General features: G+C 67.7%; 27 protein-coding genes. 21 read left to right on the top strand and 6 right to left on the bottom strand.

Going from position 1 to position 24,815, the window contains the following annotated elements; genetic code table 11:
• Positions 1–105: 105 nt before the first annotated feature.
• From NL1_RS03560 to NL1_RS03590, 7 genes are all read left to right on the top strand, one after another.
• Positions 106–1,038, top strand: coding sequence for an undecaprenyl-diphosphate phosphatase (locus NL1_RS03560; protein WP_067834292.1), 933 nt, complete (start codon positions 106–108; stop codon positions 1,036–1,038).
• Between the two features lie 70 nt (positions 1,039–1,108).
• Positions 1,109–1,855 carry a histidine phosphatase family protein gene (locus NL1_RS03565; protein ID WP_067834247.1) on the top strand — a complete coding sequence of 249 codons (747 nt, stop codon included), beginning with the start codon at positions 1,109–1,111 and terminating at the stop codon, positions 1,853–1,855.
• An 83-nt stretch (positions 1,856–1,938) separates the two neighbouring features.
• Positions 1,939–2,523 (top strand): DUF3090 domain-containing protein, encoded by a 585-nt coding sequence (locus tag NL1_RS03570; protein WP_067834249.1) that lies wholly within the window; start codon positions 1,939–1,941, stop codon positions 2,521–2,523.
• A 3-nt stretch (positions 2,524–2,526) separates the two neighbouring features.
• Positions 2,527–3,333, top strand: a complete 807-nt coding sequence (locus NL1_RS03575) for an SCO1664 family protein (RefSeq protein ID WP_067834251.1) — start codon at positions 2,527–2,529, stop codon at positions 3,331–3,333.
• 152 nt (positions 3,334–3,485) lie between these two features.
• Positions 3,486–4,481 (top strand): aldo/keto reductase, encoded by a 996-nt coding sequence (locus tag NL1_RS03580; RefSeq protein ID WP_218024347.1) that lies wholly within the window; start codon positions 3,486–3,488, stop codon positions 4,479–4,481.
• A gap of 381 nt (positions 4,482–4,862) precedes the next feature.
• Positions 4,863–6,101, top strand: coding sequence for a cysteine--1-D-myo-inosityl 2-amino-2-deoxy-alpha-D-glucopyranoside ligase (gene mshC / locus NL1_RS03585; protein ID WP_067834253.1), 1,239 nt, complete (start codon positions 4,863–4,865; stop codon positions 6,099–6,101).
• 297 nt (positions 6,102–6,398) lie between these two features.
• A complete protein-coding gene (locus tag NL1_RS03590) occupies positions 6,399–7,400 on the top strand; it encodes an MBL fold metallo-hydrolase (RefSeq protein ID WP_245673073.1) in 1,002 nt (333 codons plus the stop codon).
• A gap of 106 nt (positions 7,401–7,506) precedes the next feature.
• On the opposite strand, the gene NL1_RS03595 is transcribed toward NL1_RS03590, so the two are convergent.
• From NL1_RS03595 to fadD11, 3 genes are all read right to left on the bottom strand, one after another.
• A complete protein-coding gene (locus NL1_RS03595) occupies positions 7,507–8,784 on the bottom strand; it encodes a ZIP family metal transporter (protein ID WP_245673074.1) in 1,278 nt (425 codons plus the stop codon).
• On the bottom strand, positions 8,781–9,833 hold the full coding sequence (locus NL1_RS03600) for a multicopper oxidase domain-containing protein (protein WP_067834301.1): 1,053 nt from the start codon (positions 9,831–9,833) through the stop codon (positions 8,781–8,783). Before NL1_RS03600 ends, NL1_RS03595 begins: the two co-directional genes overlap by 4 nt.
• 115 nt (positions 9,834–9,948) lie before the next feature.
• Entirely contained in the window at positions 9,949–11,763 is a 1,815-nt protein-coding gene (gene fadD11, locus NL1_RS03605) for a fatty acid--CoA ligase FadD11 (RefSeq protein WP_067834258.1), read from the bottom strand.
• Between the two features lie 146 nt (positions 11,764–11,909).
• On the opposite strand from fadD11, the gene NL1_RS03610 reads away from it, so the two are divergent.
• From NL1_RS03610 to NL1_RS03635, 6 genes are all read left to right on the top strand, one after another.
• Positions 11,910–12,407 carry a DnaJ family domain-containing protein gene (locus NL1_RS03610; RefSeq protein ID WP_067834303.1) on the top strand — a complete coding sequence of 166 codons (498 nt, stop codon included), beginning with the start codon at positions 11,910–11,912 and terminating at the stop codon, positions 12,405–12,407.
• Between the two features lie 223 nt (positions 12,408–12,630).
• Positions 12,631–12,996 carry a hypothetical protein gene (locus NL1_RS03615; RefSeq protein ID WP_067834260.1) on the top strand — a complete coding sequence of 122 codons (366 nt, stop codon included), beginning with the start codon at positions 12,631–12,633 and terminating at the stop codon, positions 12,994–12,996.
• A complete protein-coding gene (gene atpB, locus NL1_RS03620) occupies positions 12,993–13,712 on the top strand; it encodes a F0F1 ATP synthase subunit A (protein ID WP_067834261.1) in 720 nt (239 codons plus the stop codon). Before NL1_RS03615 ends, atpB begins: the two co-directional genes overlap by 4 nt.
• Positions 13,713–13,776: 64 nt before the next feature.
• The gene (atpE, locus tag NL1_RS03625) at positions 13,777–14,037 is read left to right on the top strand and encodes an ATP synthase F0 subunit C (protein ID WP_067834263.1); all 261 of its coding nucleotides are present in this window, start codon (positions 13,777–13,779) and stop codon (positions 14,035–14,037) included.
• A 4-nt stretch (positions 14,038–14,041) separates the two neighbouring features.
• Positions 14,042–14,500 (top strand): F0F1 ATP synthase subunit B family protein, encoded by a 459-nt coding sequence (locus NL1_RS03630; RefSeq protein ID WP_067834265.1) that lies wholly within the window; start codon positions 14,042–14,044, stop codon positions 14,498–14,500.
• A complete protein-coding gene (locus NL1_RS03635; RefSeq protein WP_067834267.1) occupies positions 14,497–15,042 on the top strand; it encodes a F0F1 ATP synthase subunit B family protein in 546 nt (181 codons plus the stop codon). The genes NL1_RS03630 and NL1_RS03635 overlap by 4 nt, the downstream gene beginning before the upstream one ends.
• 119 nt (positions 15,043–15,161) lie before the next feature.
• Here the strand turns inward: NL1_RS03635 and NL1_RS03640 are convergent, their stop codons facing one another.
• Positions 15,162–15,521, bottom strand: a complete 360-nt coding sequence (locus NL1_RS03640; protein WP_067834270.1) for an Rv2640c family ArsR-like transcriptional regulator — start codon at positions 15,519–15,521, stop codon at positions 15,162–15,164.
• Positions 15,522–15,619: 98 nt separating this feature from the next.
• On the opposite strand from NL1_RS03640, the gene NL1_RS03645 reads away from it, so the two are divergent.
• From NL1_RS03645 to NL1_RS03665, 5 genes are all read left to right on the top strand, one after another.
• Positions 15,620–16,132 carry an ArsI/CadI family heavy metal resistance metalloenzyme gene (locus NL1_RS03645; protein WP_067834305.1) on the top strand — a complete coding sequence of 171 codons (513 nt, stop codon included), beginning with the start codon at positions 15,620–15,622 and terminating at the stop codon, positions 16,130–16,132.
• Positions 16,133–16,200: 68 nt separating this feature from the next.
• The gene (locus NL1_RS03650; protein WP_067834271.1) at positions 16,201–16,575 is read left to right on the top strand and encodes an ArsR/SmtB family transcription factor; all 375 of its coding nucleotides are present in this window, start codon (positions 16,201–16,203) and stop codon (positions 16,573–16,575) included.
• The gene (locus tag NL1_RS03655) at positions 16,565–17,296 is read left to right on the top strand and encodes an aquaporin (protein WP_067834273.1); all 732 of its coding nucleotides are present in this window, start codon (positions 16,565–16,567) and stop codon (positions 17,294–17,296) included. Before NL1_RS03650 ends, NL1_RS03655 begins: the two co-directional genes overlap by 11 nt.
• Before the next feature lie 60 nt (positions 17,297–17,356).
• Positions 17,357–17,764: an arsenate reductase ArsC gene (locus tag NL1_RS03660; protein WP_067834274.1), complete on the top strand. Its 408-nt coding sequence runs from the start codon at positions 17,357–17,359 to the stop codon at positions 17,762–17,764.
• 856 nt (positions 17,765–18,620) lie between these two features.
• Positions 18,621–18,827: a hypothetical protein gene (locus tag NL1_RS03665; RefSeq protein ID WP_067834275.1), complete on the top strand. Its 207-nt coding sequence runs from the start codon at positions 18,621–18,623 to the stop codon at positions 18,825–18,827.
• A 28-nt stretch (positions 18,828–18,855) separates the two neighbouring features.
• Here the strand turns inward: NL1_RS03665 and ligD are convergent, their stop codons facing one another.
• On the bottom strand, positions 18,856–19,803 hold the full coding sequence (gene ligD, locus NL1_RS03670) for a non-homologous end-joining DNA ligase (RefSeq protein ID WP_067834307.1): 948 nt from the start codon (positions 19,801–19,803) through the stop codon (positions 18,856–18,858).
• Between the two features lie 434 nt (positions 19,804–20,237).
• On the opposite strand from ligD, the gene NL1_RS03675 reads away from it, so the two are divergent.
• The 3 genes from NL1_RS03675 (at position 20,238) to NL1_RS03685 (ending at position 23,838) form a co-directional block, all read left to right on the top strand.
• Complete coding sequence (locus NL1_RS03675; RefSeq protein ID WP_067834277.1) at positions 20,238–22,349, top strand: type VI immunity family protein; 2,112 nt, start codon at positions 20,238–20,240, stop codon at positions 22,347–22,349.
• Positions 22,350–22,398: 49 nt separating this feature from the next.
• Entirely contained in the window at positions 22,399–23,040 is a 642-nt protein-coding gene (locus NL1_RS03680; RefSeq protein WP_067834279.1) for a histidine phosphatase family protein, read from the top strand.
• A gap of 84 nt (positions 23,041–23,124) precedes the next feature.
• Positions 23,125–23,838 carry a dienelactone hydrolase family protein gene (locus NL1_RS03685; RefSeq protein WP_067834284.1) on the top strand — a complete coding sequence of 238 codons (714 nt, stop codon included), beginning with the start codon at positions 23,125–23,127 and terminating at the stop codon, positions 23,836–23,838.
• 45 nt (positions 23,839–23,883) lie between these two features.
• Here NL1_RS03685 and NL1_RS03690 read toward each other — a convergent pair whose 3' ends face one another.
• Positions 23,884–24,735 carry an MBL fold metallo-hydrolase gene (locus NL1_RS03690; RefSeq protein ID WP_174553388.1) on the bottom strand — a complete coding sequence of 284 codons (852 nt, stop codon included), beginning with the start codon at positions 24,733–24,735 and terminating at the stop codon, positions 23,884–23,886.
• Between the last annotated feature and the right edge of the window lie 80 nt (positions 24,736–24,815).

The raw sequence follows: 24,815 nt of genomic DNA on the forward strand, positions 1-24,815 counted from the left end.
CGTATTGCGGTGCCGCTTTCCGGCGGGTGGTGTCGTCGCTGGACCAATTGCCCAGTCGGGATGGATGTTTCGGGCAGCGGAAGAGGAGGTTGCGTGGGCGAGTCGATGACCTGGTTACAGGCACTGGTGCTCGGACTGGTGCAGGGTCTGACGGAATTCCTGCCGGTTTCCTCCTCGGCGCACCTGCGCATCGTGTCCTCGGTGTTCTTCGGCGACGACGCGGGCGCCTCGTTCACCGCGGTCACCCAGCTGGGTACCGAGGCGGCCGTGCTGGTGTATTTCGCCAAGGACATCTGGCGCATCATCGTCGCCTGGTTCAGCACGCTGGCCGAGAAGATCAGCGCCAGGTCCAGGGAGATGGTGCCGATCACCGACCAGGTCACCACGAAACTGCCCATCGTCACCGGCTCCGGCATGCCCTTCGGCCTGGAGGAGGACCGGCAGCGCGAACTCGACTACCGCATCGGCTGGTATGTGATCATCGCCACCATCCCGATCGGCGTCATCGGCTTCGTGCTGAAGGACCAGATCCGCACCGGCGCGCGCAACCTCTGGCTGGTGTCGTTCATGCTGATCGCGTTCGCGCTGGTGATCGCCGCCTCCGAGTACTACGGCACCAAGCGGCGACCGATCGAGCAGCTCACCAACCGCGACGGACTGGTGATGGGTTTCGCTCAGTGCCTGGCGCTGATCCCCGGCGTGTCGCGCTCCGGCGCCACCTCCTCGGCGGGCCTGTTCCTCGGGTTGGAACGCGAGGCCGCGGTGCGATTCTCCTTCCTGCTGGCCATTCCCGCGGTGACCGCGTCCGGCCTGTTCAGCCTGCCCGACGCGTTCGAGCCCGCGGGCGAGGGACTCAACGCGTCGGGCCCGCAGCTGCTGGTCGCCACGCTCGTGTCGTTCGTCGTCGGCTACGCCTCGGTGGCGTGGCTGCTGAAGTTCGTGTCGAAGCACTCGTTCAACTGGTTCGTCGGCTACCGCATCGTGCTCGGCCTGGTGATCATGGGCCTGCTTGCGGGCGGGGTGGTGTCGGCGACATGATCCGCTTCGCCCCGGCCGGGCGCGCATCCGAGGACGGACTCCGTCCGGCAGCGCCTACTAGGCTGGCCGCATGACGGTGATCCTGCTGCGGCACGGCGTGTCGACCTCGAACACCGCCCGCACGCTCGCCGGCCGCAGCGCCGGAGTCGACCTCACCGAACACGGCACCGATCAGGCTCGTGCGGTCGCCGAACGACTCGGGGCACTGCCGATCCAGCACATCGTGCACTCGCCGCTGCTGCGCTGCCAGCGCACGATCGGCCCGCTCGCCGACAAGCTCGGGCTGGAACCGGAATACGACGACCGGCTCATCGAGGTCGATTACGGCGACTGGACCGGCAAGCAACTCGCCGACCTCGTCACCGAACCGCTGTGGAAGGTGGTGCAACGGCACGCCTCCGGCGCGGTGTTTCCCGGCGGCGAAGGTCTCGCCCAGGTACAGAGCCGCGCGGTCGCCGCGGTCCGCGAACACGATCGCGTCTTCGCCGAGCGGCACGGCCACGACGTGCTGTGGGTTGCGTGCACGCACGGTGACGTGATCAAATCCGTGCTCGCCGACGCGCTGGGCATCCACTTGGACGGGTTTCAGCGCATCGTGGTGGAGCCTGCGTCGATCAGCGTCGTCCGCTACACCCCGCACGCCCCCTACGTGTGGCGGCTCAACGACACCGGTTCGGATCTCAGCGCGCTGGAAGCGATCAGACCGCATCCGCCCGCGAGCGACGCGCAGGCGAATCGACCCGATACGTCCGGCCCCGTTCCCGGCGGTGAGCTGGGTGGTACCCCTAGTGCGGATAATGGGAATGCGGAGCGTTGAGATTCCTTGTAAACGAGTGAACGGTGTTTCGGGAGTCCGGGCGCCGCGGGTAGTCGATCAGGGTCACGCATCAGGAGGTGCAGATGGCACGAGCAATCCATGTATTTCGCACCCCCGATCGTTTCGTCGCCGGGACCGTCGGTGAGCCGGGCGATCGTGCCTTCTATCTGCAAGCGGTGCAGCAGCCGCGCGTGGTTAGCGTGCTGCTGGAGAAGCAGCAGGTGAAGGTGCTCGCCGACCGCATGGGACTCTTGCTGGACGAGGTGGCGCGCCGCTTCGGCGCGCAGGTGCCGCCGCAGGCCGACGACGTGAGCGACACCGATCCGCTGGTGACGCCGATCGACGCCGAATTCCGGGTCGGCACCATGGGTCTGGGCTGGGACGCCGACGCGGGCGCCGTCGTGGTGGAACTGCTGGCGATCACCGAGACCGAGGTGGACGAGTCGGTGGTGCTCGACGACACCGAGGAAGGCCCCGACGCGGTCCGGGTGTTCCTCACTCCGATCCAGGCTCGCGAGTTCGCGTTGCGTTCGGCGCGGGTGATCGCGGCGGGTCGTCCGCCGTGTCCGCTGTGCGGGGAACCGCTGTCGTCGCGCGGGCACATGTGCGTGCGAACCAACGGCTACAAGCGCGGAGACATCTTCGGCGCGGCCGAGCTAGAGGAGTGATGCGTGGCGCGGGCCGGCGAAGGGTTCTCCAGCGGTGAGCTGAGCGTGATCGGGCGGGTGAGCACCGCGAGCAACGTGACGCTCGTCTGCGATGTGGACCCGGATGTCGACGGGCATCCGCTGCGCGTGGTGTACAAGCCGGTGCGCGGGGAGCGCCCGCTGTGGGATTTCCCGGACGGCACCCTCGCCGGGCGCGAGGTGGCGTCGTATCTGATCTCCGATGCCCTGGGCTGGGGCGTGATCCCGGAGACGATCCTGCGCGACGGCCCGTACGGTCCCGGCATGGTGCAGCGCTGGGTGGAGGCGGTCGACAACCACACCGAACGGGGCAACCGGCTCGATCTGGTCGATCTGTGCCCGCCCGGCGCGGTTCCCGACGGCTTCTGCGAGGTGCTGCGCGCGCTGGACGGCGCGGGCAACGAGGTCTCCCTCATCCATGCCGACGATCCGCGCCTGCAACGCATGGCGGTGCTGGACGTGTTGCTCAACAACGCCGACCGCAAGGGCGGGCACGCGCTGGAAGGCGTCGATGGTCAGGTGTACGGCGTCGACCACGGCATCTGCCTGCACAGTGAGCACAAGTTGCGCACCGTGCTGTGGGGTTGGGCGGGTCAGCCGATCGGCGACGATCTGGTCACCGACATCGCCGCCTTCGCCGCCGTGCTGCCCGGCGAACTCGCCGACGCCCTCGCCGTCCACCTCACCGACGCGGAAATCGACGCACTCGCGGGCCGCACCAAAGAACTGCTCGACCAGCGGGTGATGCCGCTGCCGCGGACGTCGCGCCCGATTCCGTGGCCCGCGTTCTGACCGCATCCGACCACATGGTGCAGGTTTGCCTGCTCTGCACCGAGGGCGGCACCGGGTTTCGCTCGGCACCTGTTCTCCGGCGAAACGGACGAACGCGAGGGTGACCCTGTCAGGGCCTCCCTATCGCACGCCCGCGGCGCGAGACTCGACCCATGCTGCGCTACCGACTGTTCGGCAACACCGGCCTACGCGTCTCCGAAATCGTCCTCGGCACAATGGGATTCGATGATCCAGCGACTGCTCGCGAGATCGTCGACGCCTACGCCGAAGCCGGCGGCAATGTGCTCGACACCGCCTCCGCCTACGGCGGCGGGGAGGACATCCTCGGCGAGATCCTGGACACCCGGCGCGACCGTTTCGTCCTGGGCACCAAATACACCCTCAGCCGCGATCCCGCCGACGTGAACGCCGCGGGCAACCACCGCAAGAACATGACGCTCTCGCTGGAACGCAGCCTGCGCCGGTTGCGCACCGACTACGTCGACATCTTCTGGGTGCACATCTGGGACCGGCACACTCCGCTGGAGGAGACCCTGCGCGCCCTCGACGACGCGGTGTCGGCGGGCAAGGTGCTGCACTTGGGGATCTCGGACGCGCCCGCCTGGGTCGTCGCGCGCGCCAACACCCTGGCGCAGTGGCGGGATCGGACGGCTTTCGCCGGGCTGCAGGTGCCGTACAACCTGTTGAACCGCGATGCCGAACGCGAACTGCTGCCGATGGCGGAGGCGTTCGGGATGAGCGTCACCGCGTGGGCGCCGCTTGCCGCGGGGAAGCTGTCCGGTGCGACCGGCAGGCGGGTCGATCCGGCCGCGCTCACCGCTCGCGAGCGTGCCGCCGCCGACGCGGTGGCCGAGGTGGCCGAGGTGGCCGCCGAGCTCGGTGCGCGGCCCGCGCAAGTGGCGCTGGCGTGGACCAGGCACAAGTCGCGCGCGGTGCTGCCGTTGGTCGGCGTCAGCAGCGTCGAGCAACTCACCGAGAATCTGGCCGCCGCCCAGCTCACGCTGCCGGACGAGGCGGTGCGTCGCCTGGAGGCCGCGGCACCGTTCGAGCGCGGCTTCCCCGGCGATTTCCTGGCCGAATGCGAGCCTCATCCGTTCGTGTTCGGTTCCGCAGCGACGCGAGTGGACGGCCGCAGCGCAGTGTTGTAGGTCGCTTCCACAAAGCTGGCGCACAGCTCACACAGGCGGTGGCGCTGTGGGGCGATCGGACTGTCTGTGGGATGCGGGCGACGTTCGGTCCAACGCGCCTGGTCGGATCGGCGCGGCTGTCTCTCGCGCTGGTTTGTCGCTGAACTCGCCCGCGTTTGCTGGAGCGCGTCGCAGTAGCTTGTCGGACCGCCTCGCTGTAGTTTGCTGGGCGAACCGCAGCCCGCACGATTCGTCGGATGTTTGTTTCCGTGTGAGCGAAACCATTGACTTCTGGTAGTCGTCTCGTTTTGGCTGGTCCCGGCAGGGTGCGTGAGTGCCGCGACCGCCCGGGGAGCCGGGGCGAGCGGCGATGAACTCGGCCACACCTTTACCCTCGTAACCATGCAGTCCTGGTCCGATATCGCCCTACCGACCGTCCCCGGAGCAGGGCCGCCGTTGCGGTTGTACGACACCGCCGATGCACAGGTGCGGCCGGTCACCCCCGGCGCCACCGCCACCATGTACGTCTGCGGGATCACCCCCTACGACGCCACCCACCTCGGGCACGCCGCCACCTACCTGACCTTCGACCTGGTCAATCGACTGTGGCGGGACGCGGGTCACGAGGTGCACTACGTGCAGAACGTCACCGACGTCGACGATCCGCTGTTCGAGCGGGCCGCTCGCGACGGCGTGGACTGGCGCGACCTCGGCGCCCGCGAGATCGACCTGTTCCGTTCGGACATGCAGGCGCTGCGCATCGTGCCGCCACGCGAGTACGTGGGTGCGATCGAGTCGGTGGACGAGGTGGTCGAGGCCGTCCAGAAACTGCTCGCCTCGGGCGCCGCCTACGTCGTCGAGGACGCGGAGTACCCCGACATCTACTTCCGCGCCGACGCCACCGAGCAGTTCGGGTACGAATCCGGCTACGACCGCGAAACCATGGAGCGCCTGTTCGCCGAACGCGGCGGCGACCCGGGCCGCCCCGGCAAGCACGACACCATCGACGCGTTGCTGTGGCGTGCCGCCCGTCCCGGCGAGCCGTCCTGGCCCGCGCCGTTCGGTGCGGGGCGGCCGGGCTGGCACATCGAGTGTTCGGCGATCGCGCTCAACCGCCTCGGCCCGGAGTTCGACATCCAGGGCGGCGGCAGTGACCTGATCTACCCCCACCACGAGTACTCGGCCGCGCACGCCGAATCCGTCGTCGCGGACCGCCGCTTCGCCCGCCACTACGTGCACGCCGGGCTGATCGGACTCGACGGCGACAAGATGTCGAAGTCCAAGGGCAACCTGGTGCTCGTCTCGAAGCTGCGCAAATCCGGCGTCGATCCGGCCGCCATCCGCCTCGGCCTGTTCGCCGGGCACTACCGCCAGGACCGCATGTGGACCGACGAGGTCCTGGCCGAGGCCGTGGCGCGCGTCGACCGTTGGCGCAGCGCCACCGCTCTCGCCTCCGGCCCCGACGCCGAGGACACGATCGCCCGCCTGCGCCAGCACCTGGCCGACGACCTCGACACCCCGAAAGCCCTTGCCGCTCTGGATAATTGGGCAGGACAGGCGCTCGAATACGGCGGCCCCGACACCGCTGCGCCAGTCCTGATCAAGACGGCCGTCGACGCTCTGCTCGGCGTCCAACTGTAGGGCGGCGCGGCCCAGGGTCACGCCGACCACCATTTCCCTCCTCTCGGTAGGGAAATGGTTTCAACGGGGAGTGAGATGGCGGTCGAATCCGCACATCCGGAACCACCATTTCGCTCCCTCCGATCCTGCGCCCGCACGTGGGGAGCGGGTGCTGTCGGTGCTGCAGAGGGCTACCAGCCTTGAAGGCTTGCTGAACGCCGCTTTCCGTGATCTGGTGCACGAATGTGCAATCTGCATCCTGGTTCTCTGATCGCCGGTCTTCGTGGTGCGCTGGGCCGGCCGTTGCGGTTGGACCCGGTGGGTGAGCCGGGGAACGCGCGGACGGTCGCGGCGCGACGGCGGTTCTTCGGCGACGACGCGGTGGATCCCGAGACCGGTGCGGTGCGGGCCGATCGCGCGGTGCTGTCGTGGGTCGGGTGCACGACGTACGCGCTCGCGCTCGGCGGTTCGGTGTTCCTGCTCGACGCGTGGGTGCCGCGGGTGACCAGTTCCGGTTATGTGCCCGCGACACCGCAGGAATTGGCGGACCTGCGTCCGGCGGCGATCTTCATCGGCCACGGCCATTTCGACCACGCCGGTGACGCGGGCGCGATCGCCGAGGCCAGCGGCGCGACGGTCTACGGCACGGCCGAGCACTGCACCGCCATCCGCGGGCAAGTTCCCGAGCCCACGTTCCCGACGGCAGCGCTCGGCGACGCGCACACCCCCATCGGACAGCGCCACGAGGTCACCGTCGCCGGGGTCGAGGTCACCGCGGTCCGGCACCTGCATTCGGCGCGCACCCCGGAAGACTTGGCCGACGAGGCGCCCCGGTTCTTTCCGCGGCCCGAACTGAGCCCGATCCTGCACCACCGTCCGACGCTCACCGATCTGCGCCAGACACTGCCGCGCCTGCTCGATCCGGAGGGCGGTGTCCTGCTGTACCAATTCCGGGTCCCCGGTTTCACGCTGACCTGGCACGATTCGGCGGGCCCGCTGACGGAGAAGGCGCCCGAGGTCTTCGACGTGCTGGCCGGGTTGCCTGCCACGGATGTGCACATCGGCGCGGTGCAGGGCTACAACCAGATCACCAACGGCCTGCGCGACCCGCGCAAGTACGTCGAAGCACTCGGCCCGTCGGTCTTCGTCCCGGCGCACCACGACAACTGGCTGCCGGGCCTGACCGCAAGCGCTGCCACCTACGACGCACCGCTGCGCGCCGAACTCGCACGCCTGGCTTCCGGGAGACGCCCGGAACTGCGCACGATGCACGACCCGACCGACTACCTCAGCCCCGGCCGCCTCACCTTCGCACTCTGACCCACCAGAACACTTCCACCGCGTAGGCGGCCGCGACGAACAGCGCCGCCACCCGGCATCGGGGTGATGGAGATCGCGAAGGCCGTTGTCGCGGTGCAGATCTGGGTCAGGCCAGCACCAGCAGACCTGTCGCATACATCGCCGCTACGCCGACAGCGACGCCCAGGATCGCGGTGGAATCCATTGCTGCCACGGTCCCGGTCTCTCGATCGTCGGCGGTGCGCAGCGCGGGCGCGATCTGCACGACGACCTGCGCGATCGCACCGATGCCCAGACCGAGCAACAGCAGCGACAGTTCGGCATTGTTGACGCCCGCGCCGAGCACCGCGCCGAGGATCGCGGGTGCGCCCGCGATGAGCCCGAGCCCGAGCAACCGCAGCACGCCGGGGCGGGCCGCCGAAAGCAGCGGGCTCACGATCGCCAGCCCTTCGGTGGTGTTGTGCAGCGCGAAGCCGATCACCAGCGCCGCGCCGAGCGCGAGTTCGCCGAGGGCGTAGGCGGATCCGATGGCCAGGCCCTCGCCGAGGTTGTGCAGGCCGATGCCGATGGCGATCATCAGCGCCAGCCGCCCACCACCACCCGCGGCGGCACGACGGTTCAGCCTGCGGTCGACGAAGGTGAGCGCGAGGAAGGCGAGAATCGCCCCGAGTGCGAGCAGGCTGATCCCGCCGAACGCGCCGCCCGAACGCTCGCCGAGCTCGAACCCTTCGAAGACCGCGTCGACCGCGAGGAACACCAGCAGTCCGACGGTCACCGCGAGCAGGAATCGGATGCCGCCCTTGCCGATTCGCCGCAGCACCGGAAGCAGCAGCATGCCGAGGACGACCGGGACGATGCCCACGTAGGTGCCGAGCAGCGCCATCACCGCGAACAGGTCGCGCCCGCCTGTGGGTGTTTCGACGGCGGCGCCGATCTCGTGTTCGATGACCAGCCCGGTGGAGGTCAGCATGGAGACCAGATACGGCTGACCTTCCTGCCACGGGTAGTCCAGGGTGAGCACGGTGCTGCGGCGCGGTCCGATCGGGTCTTCGCCGCCGCGGACATCGACGAAGGCGTCGTTGACGAACACCTGCGCCACTTGCACCGGGTCGGGGCCGGCATTGCGGACGGTGAGATCGATACGGCCCGGCGACATCCGAACCTGTTCGACCGCGATCTCCTCGACCGGCGGACCGATCCGCTCGGGCAGCGAACGCCCGCCCACGACGGCCAGCGTCGCCAGCGCCAGCCCGAGCAGCAGGACCACCGCGACGGTCGACGCCCACCCGCGCCACCCGGCCGCCCGGGCGCGGTTCTCCTCGGCCCGCGACGCGGGCAGTGCGGTGAGCGGCTCGCGTTCGGTCTCGATCGCGCGTTCGGTCTCGATATCGATGCGCTCGCTCATTCGGTCACCTCGAAGAATCCCATCCACCCCAGCTCGGCGAATTCGGACTTGTGCGCGTGGAACATGAACTTGCCCGGGTACGGGAACCGCAGTTCGCAGATGCCGCGCTGGCCTTGGCCCTGGACGATGGTGTCGGTGTATTCCGTGGGCTGCAGGCGGGTGCCGGTGGGGTAGTAGTCGAAGAAGTTGCCGTGGATGTGGAAGCTGTTGATCGGGTCGTACTCGAGCACGTTGACCAGGTAGATGCGCACCAGTTCGTTGCGTTTCACCCGCACCGGTTCGTGCATGTAATGAAACGGGATGCCGTTGACGGCGTAGAGCTGATTGCCTTCGGCGTCGAAGGTGGTGTTGTAGCCGTGCTGCACCATGACCAGTTCGTCGGCCGCCGGCCGCGGCTGCGGCGGGTCGACGATGAACGTTCCGTACATGCCGCGGGCGATGTGTTCCGCGAGCGGCCCGACATGGCAGTGATAGAGGTGCAGCCCGAAGGGCGTGGCATCGAATTCGTAGACAGTGGTCTGCCCGGGTTCGATGAGTCCCGCGCCGAGGCCGGGGGTGCCGTCCATCTCCGCGGGGTGGATGCCGTGGAAATGCATGGTGTGCGGGTGCTGGGAGCCGTTGGTGAAGGTGATGCGCAGCAGGTCGCCTTCGGTGCAGCGCAGGGTGGGGCCGGGGATGCGGCCGTCGAACACCCAGGCCGGGAACTTCACGCCGGGCGCGACCTCGAGTTCCTTGTCGGTGGAGGCGATCTCCCACTCCCGGACGGTGCGCCCGTCGCGGGCTTTGGAGACGGTGCCGTAGTCGAAGTCGCGCAGAATGTCGGTCGGGTTGAACCCGTTGGCGTGGTGGTCGACGGTCGAGCCGATGCGGAAGGTGGGCCCGGTGGCGCCGCCGCCGTGCGCGACCGCGCCGTGCATGCCGTGGCCACCGGTCTGTTCGGTGCGGGGTTGCGCCTCCGACAGACCCGCACGCGCCGCCACCGCCGCGCCACCGAGGCCGAGTAGCGCGCCGCCGCCCGCCAGAAAACCTCGCCGCGAAGCTCCCGTCATCAGGTCTCGCTGCACTGACACGCCTTCCCACAAAGTTTCGTACTACCTAAGTTAGATCTGTGGGAACACTAATACAACAGTGTGGGTAACCGTCCCGAGCGGTCGGTACGGTCGTCTAGCCCACCGCGGTGTCCAGCGCTTCGATCGGTTCGTGCACCGACCCATCCGGGAGGTCCGCGTAGAGCGTCTCGATCTCGGCGGCGTACTTCTCGGCGATCGGCTTGCGGCGCAGTTTCATCGTCAGGGTGATCTCGTCGCCGCCCGGTTCCCAGAAGACGGGCAGAATCGTGAACCGCTTGACCTGCTCGACCCGCGACAGCGTCGCGTTGCCCGCCGCCACGCCGCGCGCGATCGCCGCGATCACGCCGGGGTCGGCGGCCAGCGCCGCGGCCGAGGAATCCGGCAGTCCGTGCTGTGCGGCGTAAGGAGCCGCGGATTCGGCGTCGAGCACGACGAGCGCGGTGGTGAACGGCCGCCGGTCGCCGATCACGGCCAGCGATCCGACCAGCGGCGCGGCCGCCTTGATGGCGTTCTCGATATTGGCGGGGGACATGTTCTTGCCCGCCGAGTTGATGATCAATTCCTTCTTGCGATCGACCACCTTCAGGTAGCCGTCCTCGACGGTGATGATGTCGCCGGTGTGCAGCCAGCCCTCGGCGTCGAGCGCGTCGGCGGTCTTGTCCGGTTCCTTGCGGTAGCCGCGCATCACCAGCGGTCCGCGCACCAGGAATTCGCCGTCCTCGGCGACGGCGACCTCGAGTCCCGGCAGCAGTTTGCCGACGGTACCAAGGCGCGCCTGCTCCGGCGGGCTCACGCTGGCCACGCAGGTCAGCTCCGACATGCCCCACACCTCCGAGATCGGGATACCGAGCCCGAAGAAGAACCCGAGCGTCTCCGGCGGCACCGGCGCGGCGCCCGACATCGCCCACTTCACTTGATCCAGACCGAGTTTCGCGCGCAGCCTCGACAGCACCGCGGCATCGGCGCGCGCCCATTCCTCGGCGAGGGCGGGGTCGAGCGGCTCGTCCCGCAGCCGGGCCTCGGCCTTGCGGCGGGCCGTGGCGAGGGCCCATTGCAGTGCGGCTTTGGTGGTGGGATCGGACTCGTTCGCGACGGAGAATTCGATCGCCGCCTTGAACTTCTCCCACACCCGCGGCACCGCGCCCCAGATGGTGGGTCGGACATCGAGCAGCGCGGCGGGCAACTGGGCGCGATCGGGGACGGCGGTGATCTGCGTGCCGAACACTTCCTGCAGATACAGCGCGGTGAACCGGTCGGCCATGTGCGCGGTCGGCAGGTAGGAGGTCTGGCGGTCGCCGAATTCGACCGGCAGCACCGAGGCGAACGCGCGCGCCTCGAACAGCAGACTCTCGTGCGTGATCTCCACGCCCTTGGGGTTGCCGGTGGTGCCGGAGGTGTAGCAGAGGGTGACGATGTCGTCGGGACGCACGGCCCGCCAGGTCGCTTCGAAATCGAAATCGTCGGCGGCCGAGGCCATCAGCTCGGCGACGCCGAGTGTTCCTGCGGGCGCGCCGTCGACGCACACGATGGTCTCGATCGGGGCCCCGCAGCCGCGGACCCGCTCGACGTATTGCTCCTCGCAGATCGCGACCCGGTTGCCCGCATTGGTGAACACGTACTGCAACTGGTCCGGCGCGAGGGTGTTGTACACCGAGAACGAGGTGGCGCCGGTGTGTTGCGCGCCGACCTCGAGCGGATAGAACTCGACGCGGTTGCTCATCATCAGCGCCACGGTGTCGCCGCGGCCGACGCCGAGCGCGCTCAGCCCGGCCGCTACGGCCCGCACCTGGTCGGCGTATTCGCGCCACGTCAGGCTCTGTTCCCCGCCGATCGACCGGACGGCCACGGCGTCCGGATCGATCGCGGCGACACGCTGAAAAGCGGCACAGGAGGTATTCGGTTCGGTCATTTCAGTCTCACTCACGACGCCCGGCACTGTGCCTCGACGGTAGGTCGCGACGGCGGCGGCGCGCTGGCTTTCTCCGAATCCTGTTCTCGGACATGCACATACCGATGTCGTGGGAACCATCGCCACCGGTCGGTACGCTGGATGACATGACCGAGCGCAAGCCGCCGGATCTGACCTTCGAATCGTGGATCGACAAGCAGGTCCGCGAGGCGACCGAGCGCGGGGAATTCGACAATCTGCGCGGCGCGGGTCGCCCGATTCCCGGGGCGGGCACGTCGGTGGACGAGAACTGGTGGTTGCGCGGATACCTGCGGCGCGAGGGGGTGCGCGCCGACGGCATGCTGCCGGAATCGCTTGTACTGCGCCGCGATGTGGAGCGCATTCAGGAGACGGTGGCCGACCTGGATGCCGAGCGCCAGGTCCGCGCCGCGGTCGCCGAACTCAATGAGCGCGTGGTCCACTATCTGCGGGTGCCGACATCGCCGCACGTGCCGGTCGGTCCGGTGGACGCCGACGCGGTGGTCACTCGGTGGCGGGCCGACCGCACGCTCGCCTCGGGAACGCCCGCGCCTGTTGCGCCGCGACGCGTGCAGGAGACCGTGCCTGCGCCGACGCGCCGGTGGTGGCAGCGTTTCCGCCGCTGACGCCCGACGCCGAGACCGGCAGGCTCCGCGCACATCCCGCGCCCGCCGTGCGGAGCGGCGAACCATCCGAACAGCTTTCGAAGGTCTCCGGTCTCGCATCACATGACCGATACGTCCGATTTGTCGTATTCCCTTGTACTACTGGCCGTAGTAAGTAAGAATGGCCTTGTGACGCGGACGGCGACATTGCCATCCACCGTCATTCACCACTGAGGGAGGGCTTATGTCGGTCAACGGCGACCGCGTCCCGATCATCGTCTCCGTCGCAGCGGGGATCACGGTTCTCGCTGCCGCCGGGATATACGATCGGCTGCTGTTGGGTGTATTCATCTGCGCCGGAATTGTTTTGGGTTCGATCAACGCGTGGCTCACCCGCCTCGGTATGGCGGCGATCCTGGGTGAGCACGCCTCCGGCGCGGGCGGCTCGGCGGCCCTGGCCGGGTTGCGACTGTTCGGCGTCACAGCGCTCGCGCTGGTCGTGGGTGTCCTGACACGACCGGACGGGCTGGGCATTCTCTACGGGCTGGTGGCATTTCAGATCGGCGCCTCGCTCTGGGCGGCCGCGCCGGGGCTGCGGAGTGCCCGATGACGAAAGTCGAAGTGGGACACCATGAAACCGCGCACCTGTTCGGTATGGACTTTCATGTCGACACGATCCTCGCCACCGTGGTCGCGGCCGCGATCGTGCTGGCGCTGGCGTTCCTTCTGCGCATCAGGCTGACGTCCGGGGTCCCCGGCGGCGTGCAGTTGTTCTTCGAAACCGTCACGGTGCAGATGCGCGCCCAAGTGGAAAGCGCTGTCGGACTTCGGATCGCACCGTTCGTCCTGCCACTGGCGGTGACGCTGTTCGTCTTCGTGCTGCTGTCGAACTGGCTGTCGGTTCTTCCGGTGCAGTACGGCGCCGGTGAGCTGATCAAACCGCCCGCGGCCGACGTCAATTTCACCTACGCGCTCGCCCTGTTCGTCTTCGTCTGCTATCAAGCCGCGGGCATAGCGCGCCGCGGCCCGATCGGACATGTCGAACAGGTGTTGAAGGGCCATATGGGTTGGGGCCCCATGGTTGTCATCAACGTCATCGAAGAGGTCGCCAAACCGCTGTCGCTGGCGCTGCGGTTGTTCGGCAACATGTTCGCGGGCGGAGTGATGATCTCGGTGATCGCACTCCTGCCCGCATGGCTCAGCTGGGGCCCGAACGCCGCGTGGAAACTGTTCGACCTGTTCGTCGGACTCATCCAGGCCTTCATTTTCGCCCTCCTGACCGTCCTCTACTTCGGCCAGGCCACCGAGGCACACGAAAACCACTGAGCGGCAACCTCGCACGCTTCGCGGACAGCAACGCTGCTGTTCACTCGGGGAAAGGAATGAACACATGGCACAGGTAACCCATGAGACGATCGTCCAGGCGGCGGCATTGGTCGCCGGTGGGCTGATGATGGTCGGCGGCGCTATCGGCGCAGGCTACGGCAACGGCATGGCGGGATCGGCCCTGATCAACGGCATATCCCGGCAGCCGGAGGCCGAAGGCAAACTGCGCGGCAACTACCTGATGGCGGTCAGCCTCGTCGACGCCGTGTACTTCATCAACCTGACATTCATGGCGCTGTTCGCCTTCGCGGCACCGGGCAAGTAGTGCCATGGCCACCGAAACCCTTGCGAGCCAGAACTTTCTGATTCCCAACGGCACATTCTTCGTCGAGCTGGCGATCTTCCTGTTCGTGTTCGCCGTCATCTGGTTGTTCGTGGTGCCGCCGATCCGCGATGTCCTCGAACAACGGCAAGCCCGCGTCACCGACGCCGCCGACCACCGGCAACGGGCACGGGAATTGTTCGCCGCGGCCGCGGACGGGTACAGGTCCTCGCTCGCACAAGCCCACACCGGCTCGGCGCGGCTACGCGAACAGGCCAGGAACGAAGGCCGGGCGGTCCTGATCGCGGCGCGCGACCGGGCGCAAGACCAGACCGACGAGATGGTGGTGGCGGCCACCACACAACTGCGAGACCAGGCCGCTGCGGCGGCGACACAGTTCGACGCGCATCTCGATCCACTGGCGCACGACCTGGCGGATCGGGTGATCGGAGGTGGACAACGATGAACAACAGCGACGGCATCTACGACATCACTTGGGACTGGCCCGTATTCGTCAGTCAGCTGTTCGGCTTCGCCGTCATCGTCGGCGCACTGTCGAAATGGGTTGCGCCGCGAGTACGCACGGTCATGCGGAAAGCACAGCATTCGATTCACGAACAAATGGAGGAAAGCACGGACGCCGCAGCAGAATTGGCGGCCGCCGAACGAGCCTTCGCCGAGGCCGCCGCTGCCGCTCACGCCGAGGCCGCACGCATCGGCCGGGAGGCGCGTGACGACGCCGACCGGATCGTCGCCGCACTGCGCGACACCGCCGCGGCCGAAGTCGAACGCGTGCGACGGCAAGGCCTCGCCCACATCGCCCAGGTCCATCGGCAACTGGAGGAAGAACTCACACACGAACTCACCACCGGAGTGATCGACCGCGCCGAGTCCATAGCGCGCGACCGCCTCCGATCACACCGAGCCAGATCGGAAAGTATCGACCACTTCCTCGACGAATTGGCGATACAGGCCCGGCTCGCGGAAGAACTCACTCGCCTGCCGTAATCCGTTCACTCCCATCACATCTCACGGCGCCCAGGTCGGTTCACGATCTGGGCGCACTCGATGTTCCGGCAGGGTCGCGCCGTGGCCCGATCTGCCTCAGCCGGCGAAGTTCGGCTGGTTCAGCGGCAGCAGTTGGGATCGAGGACGACGCACAGTGCGGCCAAGGCGTCGCGACGGGCGCGGTGGATGGTGTTCATGCCGCGGCGTTCGGATTCCACCAGACCGGCGGTGCGCAGCTGGGTCAGGTGATGACTGGCGGTCGATTCGGCGACGCCGACCGCGGCGGCCAGATCGCCACTGTTCTCCTGTCCATCGGGGCTGGTCAGCAACAGCGACAGCAGTCGGACCCGGACCGGGTCGGCGATGGCCTTCAGGCGCAGCGCCACCTCCAGCGCGGCGTCGTCGTCGAGCGGTGCTGCGGCGACGGGTGTGCAGCAGACCGGGGCGGACATGTCGATCACGGGCAGAGCCTTGGGCATACGACCAACCTTACCCACTTCATTGACATATGTCGAAAAAGTCGGCAGACTCGACACCGTCAGTTCTTCGATATATGTCTCACAACTGGAGGTCCATGATGTCCCGCGTTCAACTCGCACTCAATGTCGATGACATCGATGCCGCCGTAGCGTTCTACTCGACCCTGTTCGCCGCCGAGCCCGCCAAGCGCAAGCCCGGTTATGCCAACTTCGCCATCGCCGACCCGCCGCTGAAGCTGGTGCTGATCGAAAACCGTGGCGCCGGAGGGAGTGTCAACCACCTCGGTGTCGAGGTGGAGACCTCGGCGCAAGTGCACTCCGAGATCGCACGCCTGTCGGCGGCGGGCCTGTTCACCGAGGAGCAGATCGCGACCACGTGTTGTTTCGCCACCCAGGACAAGGTGTGGGTCGGCGGACCCGACGCCGAACGCTGGGAGGTCTACACCGTGCTCGCCGACAGTGACACCTTCGGCGCCGCGCCCGAGTTCGCGGACGACGACGCTGAGGCTGTGCAGGCATGCTGCACCAGCACCGCGCCGGCCGGACAGGCCTGCTGCACGCCGCAGGCCAAAGAGGAGGCCATCGCCGGCGGCGCCACCTGTTGCCGCTGAGCACCCCCGGGTCGTTGTTCACCGGGTGTTCGTTTGCGCTCGATTTAGACAACCATCAATATCGATGGGTGTCTAAACAGTCGTTGCCGTTGATCGGGGTGACCTCCGCGTGCGAGGTCGCCCCGCTGGTACGTGAACCGTTGTCCGCCGATTCCGCCGCTGAGCTGGCCGGGGTGTTCAAGGCGCTGTCGGATCCCGTGCGGTTGCGCCTGTTGAGCCTGGTCGCCAGCCGGGTCGGCGCGCAGGCCTGCGTGTGCCAGCTCTCCGAAGCATTCGACCTGACCCAGCCCACGATCTCCCACCACCTGAAAGTGCTGCGCGAGGCCGGGCTGCTGTCGAGCGAGCGGCGCGGGTCATGGGTGTATTACCGGCTCGAACCCGCGGTGCTGGCGCAGCTGTCGCAGCTCCTGCACACCACGGTGCCCGCGGCGGTTGCCCCGTGAGCGAGCTGTCGCGCGGTTGCTGGCAGTGTTCGTCGGGACCGCCCTGCTCGTCGCGGTTGTCGTCGGCTCCGGTATCGCCGCGGAGCAGCTATCGCCGCGCGATGTCGGGCTGCAACTGCTGGCGAACTCCACCGCCACGGTGTTCGGGCTCGGCGTGCTCATCCTGGTGTTCGGGCCGATCTCGGGCGCGCATTTCAACCCGGTCGTATCCTTCGCCGACTGGCTGACCGGACGCCGCGACGGCATCGGTCTGACGCTGCGCGATGCCACCGCCTACGCCCTCGCCCAGACTCTCGGCGCTATCGCCGGTGCGATCCTGGCGAACGTGATGTTCGACCTGGCCGCCGCGCAGGTGTCGACTCACCACCGCATCACCGCCGGCCATCTCGTCGGGGAAGTGGTCGCCACCGCCGGGCTGATCGCGGTGATCTTCGCATTGGCTCGCAGCGGCCGCGCCGCGATGTCGGCGGCCACCGTCGCCGCCTGGATCGGCGCCGCCTACTGGTTCACCAGCTCCACCAGTTTCGCCAACCCCGCGGTCACGATCGGTCGCGCCTTCACCGACACCTTCGCGGGTATCGCCCCCGCGTCGGTGCCCGGATTCATCGCCGCCCAGATCGCGGGTGCACTGCTCGGGCTCGGACTGATTGCACTGATCTACCCGCGCTCGGTGGCCGCCGACAGCGCTGTGGTCGCCCACCCCGCCGATCACATCGCCTGAGCCGGCCCCTCGCGACTCGACCGGCGACTCCTCCTTCGACCCGAAAGACCCACTCTCGCCATGACTTCCAGACCCAGCGTGCTTTTCGTCTGCGTCCACAACGCCGGACGTTCCCAAATGGCGCAAGGCTTCCTCACCCACCTCGCCGGAGATGCCATCGAAGTCCGCTCCGCGGGCAGCGCCCCTGGCGACTCCCTCAACCCGGCCGCCGTCGAAGCGATGGCCGAACTCGGCATCGACATCACCGACCAGACGCCGAAAATCCTCACCCCCGACGCGGTGGAGACCTCCACCATCGTGATCACCATGGGCTGCGGCGACACCTGCCCATACTTCCCCGGCGTCGACTACCGCGACTGGAAACTCGACGACCCCGCAGGCAAGGGCGTGGACGCAGTGCGCCCGATCCGCGACGAGATCCGCACCCGCATCGAAGCCCTGATCGCCGAACTGCTGCCCGATCGGTAGCCGTGGAACACCCGATGTGATCCCCGAAGTCTCCGTGCTCTAAGATCGAGTTCCCTTGCGAACGTTGTTATTCACGCATCCGCTTGCAGCCACTGAGCCATAGCGTAAAAGCCTTCTCGTGCGTTTCGGTCGTCGGAGAAGTGGTGAGTCGCGATCGGTTCGCGCTGCGCTGCAGCGATGGAATTTCGTTGTGCCGCAATGCCGACGGGGTGATCTGATGTCGGAATGGCAGGTATGAGGATCACGGTGTGCCTCCCCTCGTGCGAAGTCGCGCGGATGGAAGCCGCAGTCGCGGAAGCGATGGCACCATTCGAGCTCGACTACACCCGAGACGAGGCTCTCGATATTTGGGATGCTTGGCGGATCACCGAAGGCACCGATACCAGCGGGTTGCCGTTGTGCTTGGCTTCGAACGCGACAACAGGCTCCTTCATCAGTCCGCAACAGTCCACCATCCGGGGGGCCCGACGACATGGAGACAATTCCCAACGAATTCGGCTGGTGCGCAGGCGGTCCCCGTGTACTTCTCGACCTACTGACGTCGCGGGAATATCGACAACAGACACAGACCTCGGCGGACGCCATCTGGCAGCGGTGGCATGAACTTGCTAAAGAGTTGCCCGCCGCCCGGCCCTGAGACTTCTTCTACGAGAGTCACATTGTCGATCTGGACGCAGAATCATCCGAGAGATGCGATCGGGCATCGGCGGGCTACTCCGCCCAGCCCCTTGTTCGCGCCTTCGAAAACTACCTGGACAGGTTTCCCGCCACGCGCGCGGTGGATCTGCCCTGGGGTTGGTTCGATCCGGTCGACAGAATCGGGCCTGTCACCCGGGAATAATTCGTCGCTCGAGCCGTGGAACACGCTCTCCCACAACGCAATATCCTCACACTGGAGGGTTGGTGGTACGAGGACGGCCGGTCAGGGATCCACGGCACCTGCGACAGCTCCACCGATTGCCCACATGAGCCGGACCTGGCCGCGGGCTACGACCACATTGCCGACTATTTGGCGGCCCTGCCGGACGATACGCTGCTGGTCAACCTGCGCTGCCACGTCTGAGCAGCACTGTCTCGGCTCGGGGCTGCATCTACTCGAATGATTCCCGTTTGATCTCGGCGGGCGTCTTGTCGGTGCGGAGTCCCCGCCAGCTGGGATGACGCAGGCCCTCGGGCGTGGCCTCGCGATATTCGATATCGGCGACCAAGTCGGGCTCGACCCAGTGCGCCGCCATGGCCAGCGCGCGCGGCGGCGGCACATCGAAAGGCGTTTCGGGGCGGGCAATTTCGTCGAGGCGGGCGCGTAGGCTGCGCCGTTCGGCAAGCGTCCACCCGGTGCCGACGCTGCCGATAGGCACCAGCCGCCCGGCCGAATCATGTGCTCCCAGTAGTAAAGACCCGAATGTCTTGGCGAAGGGACCATTTCCCGGCAGCCACCCGGCGATGACGGCTTCGGTGGTTTTCCGGAACGGCATTTTGATCCAGTTACGCGTTCGCTCACCCGGTTGATACGTGGAGTCGAGGCGTTTGGCGACCAGACCCTCGAGCCCGTTCTCCGCCGCGGCCGCGGACAGCGCCTCGGGATCGATGTCGGTCCAATAGGGCGACACCTGGATCGGGGGGCGGGTGAGGTCGAGCTGCGCCAGCAGGTCCCGCCGCTGCAGATACGGCACGCCGGTGGTGGCATTTCCGTCAAGGGCGAGCAGATCGAAGATCATGTACAGCACCGGAACGTCTCGGATCAGCTGCGCGGAGGGCGCCCGCACGTGCATGCGCCGCTGGAGCCGGGAGAACGACGGTGCGCCGTGCGCCCCCTCGGGCGCGACGATCTCCCCGTCGAGGGTGACCGAGTGATCGCCGGACGCCGCGACGACAGCGGCGGCGATTTCGGGAAACGAGCCGGTGACCTGTTTGCGGTTGCGACTGTAGAGCTGGCAGGTCCCTTCGGCGGCTGCGGCGACGGCGCGCATGCCGTCCCATTTCATCTCGAAAGCCCAACCGTCCGGGTTCTCGGGCGGTCGTCCGGAGCGAGCCAGCATCGGCGACGGCGCGGACACCACTGACACAGCATATCTTCAGCTTCACCGCACATTGCAAGCCCATGCGCAATCTACCTGCATTAATTAGTGAATAGCATGGCGCATTTGCCTGCGTGGATATTGTTCAGCAAATAGCGAGTAGGCGGTCGACGAGAGCCGACCCATCTGCCACGGCACCGCGGTCCAGCACATCCAGGCTGGCCCCGCTGGAACAACACCGCAGTCGGTATTCGGCGTTCTGGTGTCGGAGGCCGCATCTACGATGCCGTTGACACTCAGACCCCAAATCCGTTGGGGCCGTGCCGCCAAGACCTGGAGAACGATATGCAGCTTTCGGATACCGCACGCGTGCCGGAGACGGACAACCGGCAAGCATGGCTCGGCCACGTGGATCCGATGACTGCAGCGGGCGACTCGATTCGGGTCCGCGGCTGATGCTCGAGGCGACGATCTCCCGCATCCTGACCGTGCTGTCCGAGATCGCCGAGCGCGAGGGGGACGAGCCGGAACCAGGGCCGCGCTCGCCCGCGTCGGCGTCCGCCGTTGCCGAGGCCCGGCAGGCGCGGGGCGATGGCTTCTCGCCGGAGTATCTGGACTTCTTGCGCCTGCACGACGGCTGGCCGGAATTCCCTTGGGGCATCACGCTCTTCGGCACGAGCGAGCTGACCGATGACGAGACCTACCCGTATTACGAGGAGTCGCTGGAGGACTGCGAGGCGCCCGAGAAGCTGACGGACGCCCTGATCGTGGGCGCCTCCGGCAACGATCCTTCCCTGGTGCTGCTGCTCGACACCGGCGAGGTGGTCGACTTTCTGTACGAGGAGCGGGCACGGTTTCCCGGCTTCGGGGCTTTCCTGGCCGACAGGCTCAGCGCTGTGGAGTCCTATCTGGAGCAGCTGTTGCAGCATGAGGAGGCCGCACGCACCGACTGGACCCCGGCACATCGCGCCGCCAAGGAGGCGCGGCTTCTCGACGAACTGCGCTGTGCCGCAACCGTCCGGCCTCGCGCGGCGGTCCCGGTTGCCACGGCGCCGCAGGCGCACGACCCGATGCCGGCGGCCGTCGTGCCCGGCGACCTGAGGGTGGGCAAGAAGAAACCCGAGGCGTCGGTGATGCTCGGTCTGGTGCTCTATCTCGGCTCCTATCCCTCGCCGGACGAGGTGGTCGGCTGCTTCCGGGCCTTCCGCCGTCAATTCCCCGTCGACGGCACTATGGCGTGGGCCGTGCCGAACGCGTTCGGCGGCTTTCCCGAGGACGCCGAACACCCCGACGACGAGTCGTGGGCCCCGCAGATGCGCGTCGATGTCGGCGGTCACTTCGGCATCCGAGTCTCCGTGCGGGCCGAGGCCACTGCTGAGCGCTCCTACACCCTCAACGTCCGCGGCATCCCTCCCACCGACGATGCCCGCCCGCGGGCCGCGTTCTGCGAGGTCATCGTTCCCGCCGACGAGGACCCGGAGAGGCTCGCACGGCTGGCGGCCGAGTTGACCGAGCTGCTGCCGGTACGGTCGGGCCACGGCGGATACAGCGCCTACGTCTGGGACCGCGACGCCGCCGAGGACCCGTACCAGCGCGTCTTCTCCTGGTGCCGTCGCTTCTTCGCCCTCGACGTCGGACAGGTCGACGGCTGGCTCGAAGCGGCGACCGAGCATGTGGTCGGCGCCGGCTGGCTGACCATCCTCGGCCCTGCATTCGTCACGCACCTCGCCGGCCCCGCACTGCCTGCCTTCACCACCCCCGGCATCACCGTGACACGCTCACAGGGCGGCGGGGTCGTAATCCGGGCGGGCGAGCGCCCCTGCCTCGGCGATGTGCACCGCGGCGAGTTCCCCGTCGCCCTGGCCGAGGTCGACCGGTACCTGCTGCCGCTCAAGACCGGCGGCTGGCATCACACGTCGACTTGGTGGGCCACGCCGGGCCAGGCCTGGCAGCTGACCTACGACGAACTTCCTGGCGGTTTCGCCGACCACCGCGCCACATCGGCCTGGCTGACCCGCCTCATCGACCCGCAACGCTTCCTCGGCCCCACCGCCCGCGAGCAGGGCGAGGAACTTCTCGACCAGCTCAGCCGCCGACACGGGGGCGACTGGGCCGACCAATGGCGCACTGATCCCGACGACTTCACCTGGCTGCTCGGTCTGCTCACCAACGCCGCCCATCCCGCGGCCGGCCCGGAGAGCGTCACCGCCCTGGAGTTCGTCATCGCCTTCCCCGACGACGCGCCTGGCCAGGCGTACAGCCGACTGATCTACGCCTACCTGCTGCGCGACCATCTCGACCGTGCCGAGGCTCTGCTGCCTGCCGCACTCGAACACGCCCCGCGCGCCCCGGACATCTTCCACAACGCCGCGTGTGTCGCGGCCCGCACCGGCGACCACGAGCGCGCACTGGAATTCGTACGCGCCGCGAAGCAGCACGGCTACACCGACTTCGCCTCGATGCTCGAGGACGAGGACCTGCGGGGTCTGCACGACAACCCCGCCTTCGTCGCGCTCTTCACCAGCGAGCCGGGCCCCAGGTCCGACGAGGAAGAACAGGCCACATAAAACTTGTCGGGTCCGAACGCTCGGGCAGGCTGCGCGAGAAGGAGAATCAGTGCGCAAGGTCTATGTCGTCACGCATCCGGAGGCGACCCATCATGTCGACCGCGTCGTGGGCGGATGGTTCGACTCCCGGCTGACCGCGGCAGGCACGCGCGCCGCGGCCGCCATCGCCGAGTCGTTGCGTGCGCGTATTCCCGGGGACACCGACGTGCAGGTGTACTCGTCGGATCTGCTGCGCACAGCGCAAACGGCCGAAGCGGTCGGCGAAGCGCTGCGCGTGGCGCCGATCTTCGACGCGAGACTGCGCGAGAAGTCCTACGGCGAGGCGGGCGGACGGCCGCAGGAGTGGCTGGACCGGCGCTTCGTCCCGCCGCCCGCCGTCGGCGAACGCCTGAGACACGACGAGGGCATTACGGGCGCGGAGACCAAAATGGCTCTGGCGCAACGCATCTACGCCGCGATGCGAGAGATCCTGGACAGCCCCTGCGAACACCAGGTGATCGTGACGCACGGCTTCGCCATGACCTTCGTGGTGGCGGCGTGGATCGGGATGCCGATCGAGTCGGCGGACTACGTCGCCTTCCGCGCCCCGTCCGGCAGTATCACGGTGCTCACCGAGGACGATTTCTTCCACAACCGTGAGGTCTCGATCCTCGGTGACGCGCGACATCTCGAGGCCGTGCCCGCTACGTGACCCGCGGCGCCGCGCACCCGCAATGACGAATCGCACTCCAGCAAACGCGTCCCGCCGTCGATACGCACGGCGTACATTTCGATCATGGAGACGGTCCAGCTCGGCGCACCGGACGGCCCCCTGCCCGCGCTGGCGGCCAGACCTGCGGGAACGGGCCCGTGGCCGGGCGTTGTCGTGGTGCACGACGTGCTCGGGCTCGGCCCGGATCTCGAAACGCACGTGGCGAGGGTCGCCGAGCACGGTTACCTGGCGGTTGCTCCCGATCTGTTCTCGCGCGGCCGCGTGCGTTGTATGCGCGCGGTGATGCGTGCGCTGTGGTTCACCGGAGGCAAGTCCGACGCCGACGCGGTCCCGGTACGCGACATCCTCGCCGCACGCGACCACCTGGTGTCGGATCCGGCGTGCACCGGCCGCACCGCCGTGATCGGTTTCTGCATGGGCGGTGGTTTCGCATTGCTGACCGCGCCCCGCGGCTTCGACGCGGCGGCCCCGTTCTATCCGGGCCTCTACGGCGACTACCGCACCTTGCTCGACGGCATCTGCCCGGTGGTGGCCAGCTACGCCCGCCTCGACCCATCACTGGCCGGTGCGCCCGCCAAGTTGGAACGCACGCTCACCGAATTCGGTGTCGCCCACGACATCAAGACCTATCCGGGCGTCACCCACGGCTTCGCCAACACCTTCCCCGGCGACCGGCTGCTGCGCGTCACCGGCCTCGGCCACGACGCCGACGCCTCCGAGGACGCCTGGCGCCGGATCTTTACGTTCTTCGAGACCCACCTCGCGCCACCGCGTTGACCGACCGGCTCGATCACTCACCGAGAGCCTGCCATGGCGCCGCGATCAGCGCGGCAGAGGAACCCCCAGCAGCCCGTGCGCGCCGTACCAGACGGGGCCGACGTTGAGCCGCTCCGGGTAGCGCGCGACCATGTCGTCGAAGAACTGCTGCGGGGTGGGTTTCTCCGCGAGGAGCCGTTGCGCGTCGCGCAGGTATCGGCGGGTCTGGTCGATGATGCTCGGATCGTCGGGCAAGTCGCGGTTCTTGTGCCCGGCCACCACCGCGCGGGGTTCGAGTGACTCGACGATATCGAGTGCGGCAAGCCATGATTCGAATCCGCCGTCACCCGTTTCCAGCAGCATCTGGTGTACTCCGTTGTAGACCACGTCACCTCCAACGATCAGGCCGATAGCGGGAACGTGAAGGACGGTGGTGTCGTCGGTGTCGGTGTGGCCGACTTCGACGGCGGTGATCCGCCGGCCTTCCAGCTCGAATCCCTCGGCCGGGATGGGCTGGTAGACGAGTGGGGTGTCCGGAATCAGGCCGGGAAAGTCGGAATCCCAGAAGAACTCCCGGAACTCGACATTCTTGCGCATCATCTCGATGGTGCCCTCGGTGGCGTACGGGATCGCGCCGGGGAACCGTTCGAGCAGCTCGCCGGTGCCGAACCAGTGGTCACCGTGCCCATGGGTTGCGTAGATGTGGGTCAGCTGTTTTCCGAAGCTCGCCACCCAGTCGCCGACCTGCTGGGTCTGCTCGCGGGTGAACGGCGGATCGACCAGTACGGCCGCGTTGTCGCCGATGATCAGCGTCGAGGCCAATGGGGACGACACTATGGGACCGCCGTCGGGCAGCCGTTCCGGCCGGTTGCGGGGGACCCCGTCGCTCACCATTACTTCGTAGCGCATTTCGGTCATGATTTCCGTGCTCCTTTCAGCGCAGCTCGCGAGGCTGCTGTGTCGAAGTCACCGCAGGTTCGGTCCTGTCAGGAACTGTT

It is taken from the genome of Nocardia lijiangensis NBRC 108240 (genome assembly GCF_001613045.1).
GTDB lineage: Bacteria > Actinomycetota > Actinomycetes > Mycobacteriales > Mycobacteriaceae > Nocardia > Nocardia lijiangensis.

Excerpts from the sequence above, each read along its gene's own strand:
- NL1_RS03560 (WP_067834292.1), top strand. The coding sequence starts at position 106 with ATGACCTGGTTACAGGCACTGGTGCTCGGACTGGTGCAGGGTCTGACG.
- NL1_RS03565 (WP_067834247.1), top strand. The coding sequence starts at position 1,109 with ATGACGGTGATCCTGCTGCGGCACGGCGTGTCGACCTCGAACACCGCC.
- NL1_RS03570 (WP_067834249.1), top strand. The coding sequence starts at position 1,939 with ATGGCACGAGCAATCCATGTATTTCGCACCCCCGATCGTTTCGTCGCC.
- NL1_RS03580 (WP_218024347.1), top strand. The coding sequence starts at position 3,486 with ATGCTGCGCTACCGACTGTTCGGCAACACCGGCCTACGCGTCTCCGAA.
- mshC (WP_067834253.1), top strand. The coding sequence starts at position 4,863 with ATGCAGTCCTGGTCCGATATCGCCCTACCGACCGTCCCCGGAGCAGGG.
- NL1_RS03595 (WP_245673074.1), bottom strand. The coding sequence starts at position 8,784 with ATGAGCGAGCGCATCGATATCGAGACCGAACGCGCGATCGAGACCGAA.
- NL1_RS03600 (WP_067834301.1), bottom strand. The coding sequence starts at position 9,833 with ATGACGGGAGCTTCGCGGCGAGGTTTTCTGGCGGGCGGCGGCGCGCTA.
- fadD11 (WP_067834258.1), bottom strand. The coding sequence starts at position 11,763 with ATGACCGAACCGAATACCTCCTGTGCCGCTTTTCAGCGTGTCGCCGCG.
- NL1_RS03610 (WP_067834303.1), top strand. The coding sequence starts at position 11,910 with ATGACCGAGCGCAAGCCGCCGGATCTGACCTTCGAATCGTGGATCGAC.
- NL1_RS03615 (WP_067834260.1), top strand. The coding sequence starts at position 12,631 with ATGTCGGTCAACGGCGACCGCGTCCCGATCATCGTCTCCGTCGCAGCG.
- atpB (WP_067834261.1), top strand. The coding sequence starts at position 12,993 with ATGACGAAAGTCGAAGTGGGACACCATGAAACCGCGCACCTGTTCGGT.
- atpE (WP_067834263.1), top strand. The coding sequence starts at position 13,777 with ATGGCACAGGTAACCCATGAGACGATCGTCCAGGCGGCGGCATTGGTC.
- NL1_RS03630 (WP_067834265.1), top strand. The coding sequence starts at position 14,042 with ATGGCCACCGAAACCCTTGCGAGCCAGAACTTTCTGATTCCCAACGGC.
- NL1_RS03635 (WP_067834267.1), top strand. The coding sequence starts at position 14,497 with ATGAACAACAGCGACGGCATCTACGACATCACTTGGGACTGGCCCGTA.
- NL1_RS03640 (WP_067834270.1), bottom strand. The coding sequence starts at position 15,521 with ATGCCCAAGGCTCTGCCCGTGATCGACATGTCCGCCCCGGTCTGCTGC.
- NL1_RS03645 (WP_067834305.1), top strand. The coding sequence starts at position 15,620 with ATGTCCCGCGTTCAACTCGCACTCAATGTCGATGACATCGATGCCGCC.
- NL1_RS03660 (WP_067834274.1), top strand. The coding sequence starts at position 17,357 with ATGACTTCCAGACCCAGCGTGCTTTTCGTCTGCGTCCACAACGCCGGA.
- ligD (WP_067834307.1), bottom strand. The coding sequence starts at position 19,803 with ATGCTGGCTCGCTCCGGACGACCGCCCGAGAACCCGGACGGTTGGGCT.
- NL1_RS03675 (WP_067834277.1), top strand. The coding sequence starts at position 20,238 with ATGCTCGAGGCGACGATCTCCCGCATCCTGACCGTGCTGTCCGAGATC.
- NL1_RS03685 (WP_067834284.1), top strand. The coding sequence starts at position 23,125 with ATGGAGACGGTCCAGCTCGGCGCACCGGACGGCCCCCTGCCCGCGCTG.
- NL1_RS03690 (WP_174553388.1), bottom strand. The coding sequence starts at position 24,735 with ATGACCGAAATGCGCTACGAAGTAATGGTGAGCGACGGGGTCCCCCGC.